Origin of the sequence: Xanthomonas sp. NCPPB 1638 (assembly GCF_041475635.2) — a bacterium.
GTDB classification, from domain to species: domain Bacteria; phylum Pseudomonadota; class Gammaproteobacteria; order Xanthomonadales; family Xanthomonadaceae; genus Xanthomonas; species Xanthomonas cucurbitae.
Map to the genome: position 1 here is coordinate 4,295,951 of NZ_CM192984.1, position 12,025 is coordinate 4,307,975.

A 12,025-nucleotide genomic window follows, 5' to 3' on the forward strand; every position below is an offset into this window, starting at 1 on the left:
CGCAGGCGACCTGCACAAAACGGCGGGAAAGCTGCCGCATCCGCACAAGTGCGCGACCGCCATGGCTCTCTAGAATGTGCGCGGATTCCCAGGCACCTTTCGCATGCACGCTCAGCCCGACCCACTTGCCACTTCCGCTATCGCACAGCCCCTGCTGGCGCCCGAATTGCCGGCCGCGCCCGGTGCCTTGCGCGCCGCCATCACCGCTGCCTGGCTCAAGGACGAAACCGAGCACATGCGCGAGTTGCTCGACCAGGCGCGTCTGCCGGCCGCCGAGCAGGCCAAGGTGCAGGCGCTTGCCGCCGACCTGGTCAGCCGCGTGCGTGCCCGCGCGCAGGATCAGGGCGCCATCGAAGCCTTCATGCGCCAGTACGACCTGGGCAGCGAGGAAGGCGTGCTGCTGATGTGCGTGGCCGAAGCGCTGCTGCGTATTCCCGACCAGGACACCGCCGACAAGCTGATCCGCGACAAGCTGGGCGATGCGGACTGGAAGAAGCACATGGGCGGCAGCGACTCGGTGCTGGTCAACGCCTCCACCTGGGGCCTGATGCTCACCGGCAGGTTGGTGCAGCTCAACGACCTCACCCGCGCCGATGTGCCTGGTGCGTTCAAGCGCCTGATCGGCCGCGTCGGCGAGCCGGTGATCCGCCTGGCCGTGCGCCAGGCCATGAAGATCATGGGCCATCAGTTCGTCATGGGCAGGACCATCGGCGAGGCACTGGCGCGTTCGCGCAAGGGCGACAATGCCCACTACCGCTATTCGTTCGACATGCTCGGCGAAGGCGCGCTCACCATGCAGGATGCGCAGCGCTATCTGCAGGCGTATCGCGATGCGATCCATGCGATCGGCCGCAGCGGCCGCTTCGTCGGCACCGATGTGTTCGCCGCGCCCAGCATCTCGATCAAGCTCTCTGCGCTGTATCCGCGCTACGAACACGCCAAGCGCGCACGGGTGATGGCCGAACTGGTACCCGGTGTGCTGGAGCTGGCGCAGCTGGCCAAGTCCTATGGTATCGGCTACACCGTCGATGCCGAAGAAGCCGACCGTCTGGAACTGTCACTGGACATCATCCAGGCCACCTTCTCCGATCCCTCGCTGGACGGCTGGGAAGGCTATGGACTGGCCGTGCAGGCCTATCAGAAGCGCACGCCCTACACCATCGATTTCCTGGCCGACCTCGCCCGCCGCGTGGGTCGGCGTATCCCGGTGCGGCTGGTCAAGGGCGCGTACTGGGATGCGGAGATCAAACGCGCCCAGATCGAGGGGCACCCCGGCTACCCCGTGTTTACCCGCAAGCAGAACACCGATGTGTCCTACCTGGCCTGCGCGCGCCGCATCTTTGCGCACAGCGATGCGTTGTATCCGATGTTTGCCACGCACAACGCACAGACCATCGCCGCGGTGCGTGCGATTTCGGCCGGCAAGACCTACGAACATCAAAAGCTGCACGGCATGGGCGATGACCTGTATGCCGAAGTGATTCCGGCCGATCGCCTGGGCTTGCCCTGCCGCGTGTATGCGCCGGTCGGTTCGCATGAGGATCTGCTGCCCTATCTGGTGCGCCGTCTGCTCGAGAACGGCGCCAATTCCAGCTTCGTCAATCGCATCACCGATGAGGACGTCGCCATCGAAGACCTGATCCGCGATCCGGTCGAAGCGGTGTCCTCGTTCGCCTCCATCCCGCATCCCAAGATCCCGCTGCCGACCGACCTGTTGCGCAGCCAGAACCAGAACAGGAAGAACTCCATGGGCGCCAACCTCGCCAACGACAACGATCTGCGGCAGCTGGCCGAGCAACTCAACGCCGCGATCAAGCCGTGGACGGCTGCGCCGCTGGTGCCCGGCGCGGTGATTTCCACGCCCAGCCAGGCCGTGCTCAATCCGGCGGACCGCCGCCAGACCGTGGGGCATTGGCAACCTGCAGATCCTGCAACCGTACAAAAGGCACTGGCCACAGCCGCCGCCGCGCAGCCAGCATGGAATCGCACCCCGGCCGCCAGCCGGGCCACCATCCTGGAGCACGCCGCCGACCTGCTGGAAACGCGCATGCCCGAGTTCATGGCCATCTGCGTCAGGGAGGCCGGCAAGACCCTGCCCGACGCCGTCGCCGAGGTGCGCGAAGCGGTGGACTTCCTGCGCTACTACGCCGGCCAGGCGCGCGTGCAGTTCGGTGCCCCCGAGCGCCTGCCCGGCCCAACTGGCGAATCCAACGAACTGCAGCTGCATGGCCGTGGTGTGTTCGTCTGCATCAGCCCGTGGAATTTCCCGCTGGCGATCTTCCTTGGCCAGGTGGCCGCGGCGTTGGCAGCGGGCAACACCGTCATTGCCAAGCCGGCCGAGCAGACCAATCTGATCGGCTTTGCGGCAGTCAAACTGCTGCACGCAGCCGGTGTGCCGGAGGCAGCGGTGCAGTTGCTGCCCGGCGATGGCGCCACGGTGGGCGCCGCACTGACCAACGATGCGCGCGTGGCCGGTGTGGCCTTCACCGGCTCCACCGACACCGCGCGCATCATCAACCGCACCCTTGCCGCGCGCGATGCGGCCATCGGCGTGCTGATCGCCGAGACCGGTGGCCAGAACGCGTTCATCGCCGACTCGTCCTCACTGCCAGAGGCCGTGGTCAAGGATGCGATCTCCAGCGCCTTCATGTCCGCTGGCCAGCGCTGTTCTGCGGCACGTGTGCTGTTCGTCCAGGACGACATCGCCGACAAGGTCATGACCATGCTGGCCGGCGCCATGGGCCAATTGAAGATCGGCGATCCAGCTGCGTTGTCCACCGATGTGGGTCCGGTCATCGATGCAGAGGCACTCAAGATCCTGGACGATCACGCAGCACGCATGGACCGGGAGGCGCGCCTGATCGGCACGACCTCGCTCGATGCAGGCACCGCACATGGCAGCTTTTTCGCCCCGCGTGCGTATGAGCTCACCGCATTGGCACAGTTGCAGCGCGAGATCTTTGGTCCGGTGCTGCACGTCATTCGCTGGCAAGCCGACCAGCTTGATGCAGTGATCGATCAGATCAATGCCACCGGCTACGGCCTGACCCTGGGCGTGCATTCGCGCATCGACGAGACCATCGAGCGCATCACCTCGCGCGTTGCAGTGGGCAATGTCTACGTCAACCGCAATCAGATCGGTGCCGTCGTTGGCGTGCAGCCGTTCGGTGGCCAAGGCTTGTCGGGCACCGGTCCCAAGGCCGGCGGCCCCCATTACCTGCTGCGCTTTGCCACCGAGAAGGTTGTCACCGTCAACACCACTGCCGCAGGTGGCAACGCCTCGCTGCTGACCTTGGGCGACTGACCACCGCGGGCAGGGCGGGCAGCGACTGCTCGCCCTGCGCGTCGATGTATCCGGTGGCACGCGCTGTTCAGCGCGTGCCCTGCAGGTCGACAAGCAGACTGGCAACGACCGCTTCCTCCGCGATACTGACGCCGTGGGACGCCATCGCCATCGTCAACTCGGCATCCCACAAGGCCTGGACGCTATCGCCGCTCAGTTCATGCGGCCGCGTCGGTGCCTGTGCGACGGCGGCACGGTAATCGGCCGTCCCGAATCGCCAGGGCCGCGCATTCCAGGTCCGCATGACCAGATTGGCGATGCCGATGCCAGGCCAGTCGTAATCGCCGTGGTAATGCAGATGCGCGCCTGCGGCGGTTAATTGATCCAGCAGGATGCGCTGGGCGGCGGCCGGCATGCCGTCGGTACAGATCAACGGCGCGCAGGCCGCGCCCAGACGGTCGGCCGCGATGGCGACGATGTCCGGGTTCTCGCAGACATGGATGCGGCGCCCTGCCACTGGCCACGCCGGCCGGTGACGCAGCAGCTGCCGCAACGACAGATAACCCGGCTCACCGGACCTGCGGGTGAAATCGTCCTGGCCGGGCATCGGCAGATTCAAATACAACGCCGGCCGGGCCAGTGCGCTGACCAGCACGCCGGCCCGCGCCCACACATGGCGTACGCGCGCATCGTCGGGATCGCCTGCCGTGCCTGGCCTGCCGGCATCTTGCGTCCCTTCGTACCAGCGCCATGCAGTCAGTACGATCGTCGCCACCGGCCTGCCGGGGTCCAGCGCATGTGCATCGCCAAGCAGCTCGGCAGACAACTGCGAGCGCGGCACGCCACTGGCCGGGAGCCGGGCCAGCACGTTGTCGGCCGCCTGCAGCATCAGATCCGCACGATCGGGTTCGCGCGCCAGGCGCTTGAGCAGCGTCAACGCGGCAGGCGACTGGTCCAGCCAGTCACGCAGCAGCTTGGCCACCTGGATATCGATCAACAGTGCCGACCATCGGGATTGCAGCGCGTTTCGCAGTCTGGCGTGTGCAACGATCGGCCCCTCCAAACGCTCCAGTGCATCGCGTAGCGAATCGGCCAAGCCTGCCGCGCGCAGCCGCGCATCCAGTTCGACAACATCCAGGGTGATCGAGCGCGCCCTGCGCGAGGGAAGGCCGGCCAGCTGCGCCAATGCCGAATATGCAGCGGCATCCAGTCCCCCCAGACGAATGATGCCTGGCACGGCCTCGGGGCCGGCCTGCTCGTAGCGGCGGCGCAGGCGCTGGCGGACCGAAGCCAGTTCGTCACCGCCCAATAACCGCTGCAGACGCGGGTCGGCCGGCGCGATCGCCGCGGCCTTGGTCATGTCGGCGGAAAGCGGCGGTCGGGATCGTCCTGGATGCGTTTGGCGCGGCCGTCCCAGGTCCAACGCGAGACGTACACCGCATCCACCCCTTCGCGCCGTTGCAGCTGGCAGATCGCCACACCGGGCAATTCGGCGTAACACGCCCATTCGCGCTCGCTGGTGATGACGAAATCCAGGTCGAACTCGCGCACCAATCCCATGCAATGCGCGCGTGCGGTGTCATCGATGCCGGCAAACGCCTCGTCGAGCAACATCAACCGGGGCGCAAGCGGGCTACCGCCATGGCCGTAGAAACTGGCGATCGCGGCAAACAGCGGCACGGTCAGACCCAGTGCGCGTTCACCGCTGGAGGCCGGACCGGACAGTTTGCGCCACTGGCCGTCCTGCTGGCGCTGGATCCGGAAGCGATGCCAATGGCGGTAATCCAGCGCGTGTGCGAGTTGGTCGATCAGGCTGCGGCCGGTGGCATCGGCGTCGGCGCGTGCACGCTCGGCGGCGATCTGCTGTTGCAGCATGCTACCGACCGTTGCACGGTCTTCGGCCGACCATAGATCGGCACTGGTATTGAGCAGGCGCTTGCGTGCAGCGTCCAACCCGACCGGAGCTCCTTCTTCGGTGGACATCGGCTCCCATTGCAGCCGATAGCGCACCCCGGTGGTGGTCGGACGCTTGTGCAATTCATCGTTGATCGCATCGACGCGATCATTGGCAGCACGCATCAATCGCTGGATTTCGGAGGCGATCTCGGCCTGCAGGTGGTTTTCCAGCACTTCACGCTCGCGCGCGGACAACAGTTCGCTGCGTTGGGCGATGTCCTCGGCCAGCAACCGCGCCAAGGTGTCCGGGCGCTCGGCGCGGCCGCGGTACTGGATGGCAACGGTAACGCCCCAATCGTTGGGTTCGGACACCGCCAGATGCCCCAGTGCGCTCAGCCCGCGCTGCAGCTCGCTGAGGTCTTCGGAGATCTGCTTCTGCACGCGGGTCCAGGCCACCTCGTTGTCCACGATCTGCGCCAACGCCTGTTCGACGCGGCGAGCCAGATGCAAGGCTGGATCGACGGTCCATTGCTCAGGTGGCTGCACGTCCGGCAATGCCGCCGCGAGCAAGCCGCTGTGCGCAAATTGCTGCAGGCGTTCCACCGCAGCCAGGCGTTCGGCGACGCGTTCGGCCAGCTGCGCTTCGGCTTGCCCGGCACGCGCGGCGGCCACGGCATGTCCCTTGGCCGCATCGCTCTGCGCGGTGCGGCACAGCTCAAGCGCGGTCTCGGCGTGATCGCGTTCGCTGCGAGCGGCAGCCAACTTGCGGCGCAGCTCCTCGACCTGTTGCCCGATGGAGTGCCGCAACGTCTCGAAGCGGATGCGCGCTTGCTCGGCCTGTTCGTCCGCAAGCAAGCAGCCCTCGTCTGCCCGCGTCAACGCCATCTGCGCCTCGTCTTCGCGCTGGCGCTGCTGTACCTGTTCCGGCCAGGCGCGCTGCCACTCGCGCACGGCCTGGACCAGCCGCCCCTGGGTCCGGTCGAAGCGCTCCAGGGCCTGCTCGACCTCCGGCAATTGCGCTGCTGCCGCCGGCAGGTGCAAATCGAGCGCCGTGCGCTGTACTTGCTCACGTGCCGCCTGCAAGGCGGCGTCGGCGTCGCGCTGCCGCGTCTGGGCCAGTTCCAGCCGCTGCCGGGCGCGCCCGGCCTCCTCACCCGCCAATAGCGCGGTCGACATCGCCGCGTGCAGCGCACGCTCGGAGGGCGCGCGTGCCCATTCTTCGTCGGCCTGGCGACGATCGGCATCGAGCGTCTCGCCATGGAGCGCGCATTCGGCCATCTCGGCCTGCAGTGCAGCCAACGCGATGGCGATCTCCTGCAAGCGCTGTTCGCGCGCGCGGGCCTGGGCGCTTCGACCGATATAACGCGCCTCGGGCTTTTGCCACGCACCAGCCAATGCACCCAGGCGGAAGCGCCCGTCGGGCGACAACCAGGTGTCTGCATCGGGCTGGTCGTGATCGCCATAGGCAACGCCGGCCAACACGTCGACCAGCAACGGTTCCGCAATCGCGCAGGCGTCAGGCAACGCCGGTATCAGTGCATGACTCAAGCGCGTGCCGGCCACTGGCGCATGACGGAGCCAGCTCGTATCCAGCAGAGGACGACCTTGTTGATCCGTCAGCGCGCCATCCGGCGACAACCAGGCATCGAGCAAACCGCTGGCTTCCAGTGCCGCTTCCAGTCCGGCGCGCTCGGATGCACTCAATTGCGGCTGGAAATCGACCAGCTGCCAGAGCGGTGCACCCTGGCGTTGCGCGCGCACGCCGGCAGCCCGTGTCACCGGCTCGGGCGGAACGGCCTCTTCGCCTGCGACCAGGCGCTCGCGCTCGTCTCTCAACGCCGTGTCCTGCAGGCGCAGGTGCTCCTGCCGTGCACGCAATTCCACCGCGCGCACGGTGTATCTCTCCAAGGCGACCTGGCGGGCGGCCGACAAGGCTGCGTGGGCCGGATTGTCGCCTTCGGGACGGGTGGTCCATTCGGCAAGCTGCTGCAACGGTACGGCCGCCTCCAGGCGCAGTTGCACCAGCGTGTCGCAATAGCCGCTCCATGCCTGCACCAATGCGTCAGCGGCCTGTTCGGTCTGACGATCCGCATGCGCGCGTCGTTCCAGCGCGTCGTTGCAGTCATCGCGCGTGGTCTGGGCATGCTCCTCCGCCGCCGCCGCCGCTGCCTGCTGGGTGTCCACCTCACCATGACGACGACGCAGCGCAGCGATATCCTGCCGCCGCTGCGACGCTAGCGCCTGCAGGCTCTCGGCGGTGGCGGTTGACTCCAGTAGGCGCTGCGCCAGCTCCTCGGCGGGCAACGCCAGCAACGGATGCACGACGACGTCCACATCCAGGCCGATGCTGCGGGCAGTGTCCAGTGTCTGGGAACGCTCGGTGTCCATTGCCGCGCGCGCGTTGTCCGCCTGCAAGGCACGCTGCCGTCCAAGCTCGGATTCGCGGCGCAGCGTCGCTGCCGCCCTCTCACCGTGCGCGCGGGCTGCCTGCGACTCGCGCGCGCGTTGTTCGGCATCCTTTTCCGCCTGGGCCAGTCGGTTGGCCTCTTTGTTGTCGGGATCGCTCTGCAGGGTTTCCAGCCGCTCGCGCGCGACCGCATACACTTGCCTGGCCGCTTCAGAGGCTTGACTGGCGTCGTCTTCGTCGCGCTTGGCCTGCTCGTAGTCGGCCTGCGCCTGGTGACGTGCTTCGCTGGCATTGTCGAAGCCGGTCTGTGCCTGCCGAAGTTCGCGCGCCTGCCGGCGCGCCAGCATGCCCGCATACACACGGTAGCGCCGGTCGAACTGCGCGATGGCTTGCTCCAGTCGGCGCGTCTGCTCCAACTGATCGCGGTCTTCCTCCAGCTGATTGAGCGCTTCGGCCACGTCGCCGAGCAATTCGCCCGGCAGCGGCGGCAGTGATTCGCTCAAGGCGTTGGACAACCCGGTCTCGTCGGGCTTTTTCGACAATTGCGGCTGGCGCAATTGAATCAGGGTGTCGATCAACGCGTCGTAGCGGCGCTGCCCCAACTGGAACAGATGCTCGTCCACCGCCCGACGGTAGCCCTGCGCGCTTTCGAACACCTGGCCACGGCCGCTCAGCGCCTCGCGCAGGCGTTCTCGCGTGAGCACCTGGCGCTGACTGGTGGTCAGCCACAGATCCTGGCCGATGCGTGGGCTCGCGTGCGTTCCATCGCCTTCGATCAGAAAGTACCAACTGTCCACCTGCGCCCTGCCCGCCACCGCCGACAATCCGACACCCAGGGTGAGGTAATGCGCACGACCGTCCCGATCACGACGGCCGAACTCGATCCAGCTGTAGCCAATACGGCGCGGATAGCTGCCAAGCAACAGGTTCCATGCCATCTTCTTGCCGCTGTCGCCATCGGGTTCGACCCTGGACGAACGCAACTGCGCGTCGAACAACAACGGTAAGGTCAACGACAGCACCTTGGACTTGCCGGTACCGTTGTTGCCGCGCAACAGCAGGTGGCCGTCCTCGAACCAGAATTCCTCGCTGTCGTAATGAAACAGCTCCACCAGACCCAGGCGCAGCGGTTGCCAGCGCTCGCGCCGGGGTTCGGGCAGCGCAGTTCTGGACTGGGTCATCGACAGGGACAGCAGGTCTTCGGTCATGATTCAGGATCGGCCAGCAAGAGATTTTCGCCTTGGGCGTCCCGCACCGTGGTCTGGCCAAGCGAGAAACGCGCGATGGCCGGCAATGGGCGCAGCCCGTCGGTCTCACGGGCCAACAGGCACAGCCGACAGAGCCGATCCACGGCGATCGCCGCCAACTCGCGCTCCGCGCCCGGCGCACGCGCCGACTTGCGCCAGTAACGGCCGTAGCGCCCGGCGGCGTCGCGCAGGAACACTTCGATCTCGGCCATTGTCAGCAGCAAGGGCGCACGCGCCTGACGCAGGCATCCAGCCAGATACTCAGCCACCAGCAAGGTGACATGCGCTTCGGTTCCTTCGGCAGGCATTGCCACGTCGGTCAACTGACCATGTTCATCGACCAGCGCAAGCCCTTCGGCGCGCTGCTCGGCCACCAACCCGGCGGCCTCGCACAACCGGCTGGCCAACACACCGCGTTGATTGGTGAAATAGCCACGCGTTTCCTCGTCCAGGGTGTCGGCATACAGCACCGGATCATCGAGCAAACGGCGCGTCAGATGATGGCGCATGGCATCGCGCCGCCCCTGTTCGCTGTCTACGGTGAACTCGCTCACCAGGGCACGTAGCCGCATCTCGATATCGGTCGGCATCTCTTCCACACGCCAGGTGGACGGCCCGCGCACCGCTGCCGGCAGGTCGGCCAGCAAGCGACGATGCACGTCATACAACGCGTCGGACTGCTGCCAGCCATTCTCCTGCACGAAATTCTCCTCCTCACCGGCCACCCGCTCGAGCACGCCCTGTTCGAGCAACGTGCGACAGACCACGACCAGTTCGCGCCGTTCGGTGGCGCTGCGCATGGTAAAGGCAAACCCTAGTGCCTCCAACGCCGGGTCGGCGGCCTGCTGCACGATCCGCTCGCCGATCAAGCGCAGGGTGATCTGCGGATCGGCGCGCTCCAGCACCGCGCAGGCAAGACATAGCAGGACGTAGCGACGGCGGTCGTAATCAGGCAGGCCCCGGGTGGGATCGGACAGATCGGCCGGACGCTTGAACAGTCGCGCCCCCTCGCGGTCCACATGCAACGGCCAACCGGCTTCGCGCGCGAACCACTCCCGCAGTCGCTCTGCCTGCCGTCGCACCGCCGGAAAATCCGCATGACCCGGCGCCATCAGCGGCTGCATCAGCAGCCCACGCAATGCGCGGCGAAACTCGTCCTGTTGCTGGGATTTCTGCAATTCGCCAACGGGCACCGCGCGGCGACGGGAGACCTGTGCGCTCATGCGCGCGCCTGTGTTGAACGGATGATCAGCAGATGATCGCGCCCACTGAAGATTCCCGCAGGTGTGTGGATCTCGGCACGGCTGCCCACGGCCAACGGCTCGAGACGGATCTGCAGCAAACCATCGCCGGTCTGGCGTTCGACCGCCTGGTCGGGGTTGGCCTGGTCTGCGAGAGCTTCACCCAGCAGACTCAGGAACAGTCCGAACGCGTGCGCATCCAGGTGGCCCAGCTCTGACAGCCTGGTGGGATGCCCGGTTGCCAGCCGACGCCGTGCAGCATCGACCTGCTGCGACTCCTCGGCCAACTGTTGCGCCATCAATGCACGCTCCCGGCTACGGTCACGCACCCGAGCCAGTGGGCCGCGCGGCGCGGCCTCCCCGTATTCGCGCAGGCGGGGGTTGATCGTCAGCGGTGGCGCGTCCAGCCAGGAGGTGCTGGCGGTGACGTCCTGATCGGACGAGGTCTCCAGTGAAAAGTGGCGGGCCGGCTGTAGCGCGAATGCCGCGCGTGCGAGGCGGTGCGCCTGCGCATCGCCGTTGCATGCGGCAAACCACTGTGCCAACACGCGGAAATCGGCCGACCGATCGCTACGACCACTGCGGCGCTCATTGACTGCGGCAATCGCGCCCAGCAACTGTGGGATGGCTGCGCGGGCGCGTGCACGCAACAGCTCGGCTTGCGGAGGTTCATTGCCACTGGCAAGAAACCAGCCACACAACCCTTTCCAGCGCTCCTGCCAAATTGCCCGTCGGCGGCTCGCCTCGTCCGCCAGCTCACCAGGATCGCCTGGCGCGATATCCCGCGCTTCTCGCTCGGCGACCTGTTGCAGCACGTTATCGATCGACAGGGAAATATGTTGCAGGGTGCGAGCGATGGTGTCGGAGCGGCGGATCAAATCACCCATGAAACGTTCCAGGTACTCGATCAGACGGCGTTTGTAGGCGACCAGCGCCGTCGCATCGGCTTGCTGTAACTCCAGGCTGCGTGCCACCCCCGCCATGAATGCCTGCGCGTTGGCGGCCAGGTCCTCGAACACCCGCACCAGGTCACGCAGGATGGCGTGCGCCTTTGCGCTATCGAGCCGTTGCGGCGTCGCGGCCACATCTGCCAGCAACTGCCGCAAGGCCTGTAGACGACTGTCGATGTCCTCCAACGCTACGGTTTGCAGCTCGGCGCGGTGACGCAGATTCCGCTCGAACGCGTCCAGTCCCACTTCTACCGCTTCACCGCCACGCGAGAGGCGATAGATGTAGCGTGCCCGGTAATAGTCGTTGAGTGTGGACACGCGGGCCATGTCCGGCTGCGACTCGAGATTTCCCCACGTCGATAACTGCGCGAGTGCCGCCGTGATGTCTTCCTGCGTGGGGACTTCACCTTCCCACAATGCTTCAGCGAACACCTCGTCCGGCCGCAACTGGAGACGATACTGACGCTTCGCGCCGGCAAACACGGCCATGATCGAGCGATACACGCTTGCCTTGTCCGCCGTCACATGACGAAACAGATCAGCTGCTGCAGCGGTTCGCGAAACGTCACGCGTCTGCATGTTGTTGCCTTCGCAAGATGGAGTCCGGCAGAGAGATCATCGGACTTGCACAAAAACTGCACTCATGCCTGAATTGTGCCCATGGTGCGGAGTAAATCCAAGCCTGTATTAAGCAAGCGCGACATAAAGCGGAGCAAACGACAGCGCTCGCCCAAGCGTAGGCCTGAGTGATGTTGTTGCTTTGGAGTGGGGCAAAAAGAACAAACCCCCAGTCCTGTTGGACTGAGGGTTTGGGGAAAAGCCCCTGGCGATGACCTACTCTCGCATGGCTTGAGCCACACTACCATCGGCGCAGCTGCGTTTCACTTCCGAGTTCGGGATGGGATCGGGTGGTTCCACAGCGCTAATTTCACCAGGGAGACGGTTGGAGCGTCGCCAGTTGCTGCTTCCTCAAACGTGAGCACGGGTGTGCAAGCGTTTGC

At 66.1% G+C, this 12,025-nt stretch carries 5 protein-coding genes and 1 rRNA gene; 1 reads left to right on the forward strand and 5 read right to left on the reverse strand.

Translation table 11 applies throughout. The features are described 5' to 3' along the window. Nucleotides 1-103 precede the first annotated feature (103 nt). Nucleotides 104-3,304, forward strand: coding sequence for a bifunctional proline dehydrogenase/L-glutamate gamma-semialdehyde dehydrogenase PutA (putA, locus tag ACCQ13_RS18680; protein WP_159407747.1), 3,201 nt, complete (start codon nucleotides 104-106; stop codon nucleotides 3,302-3,304). 67 nt (nucleotides 3,305-3,371) lie between these two features. Here putA and ACCQ13_RS18685 read toward each other — a convergent pair whose 3' ends face one another. The 5 genes from ACCQ13_RS18685 to rrf all read right to left on the reverse strand — a co-directional run bounded on the left by ACCQ13_RS18685 (nucleotide 3,372) and on the right by rrf (nucleotide 11,960). Beyond that, nucleotides 3,372-4,643: a TIGR02679 family protein gene (locus ACCQ13_RS18685; RefSeq protein ID WP_159407748.1), complete on the reverse strand. Its 1,272-nt coding sequence runs from the start codon at nucleotides 4,641-4,643 to the stop codon at nucleotides 3,372-3,374. Continuing rightward, a complete protein-coding gene (locus ACCQ13_RS18690) occupies nucleotides 4,640-8,794 on the reverse strand; it encodes a TIGR02680 family protein (protein ID WP_208800412.1) in 4,155 nt (1,384 codons plus the stop codon). Before ACCQ13_RS18690 ends, ACCQ13_RS18685 begins: the two co-directional genes overlap by 4 nt. Then, nucleotides 8,791-10,056, reverse strand: a complete 1,266-nt coding sequence (locus ACCQ13_RS18695; protein WP_104605190.1) for a TIGR02678 family protein — start codon at nucleotides 10,054-10,056, stop codon at nucleotides 8,791-8,793. Before ACCQ13_RS18695 ends, ACCQ13_RS18690 begins: the two co-directional genes overlap by 4 nt. After that, nucleotides 10,053-11,603: a TIGR02677 family protein gene (locus tag ACCQ13_RS18700; protein ID WP_159407749.1), complete on the reverse strand. Its 1,551-nt coding sequence runs from the start codon at nucleotides 11,601-11,603 to the stop codon at nucleotides 10,053-10,055. The genes ACCQ13_RS18695 and ACCQ13_RS18700 overlap by 4 nt, the downstream gene beginning before the upstream one ends. 242 nt (nucleotides 11,604-11,845) lie before the next feature. Beyond that, nucleotides 11,846-11,960: ribosomal RNA gene (gene rrf / locus ACCQ13_RS18705) — 5S ribosomal RNA — on the reverse strand. Nucleotides 11,961-12,025 lie beyond the last annotated feature (65 nt).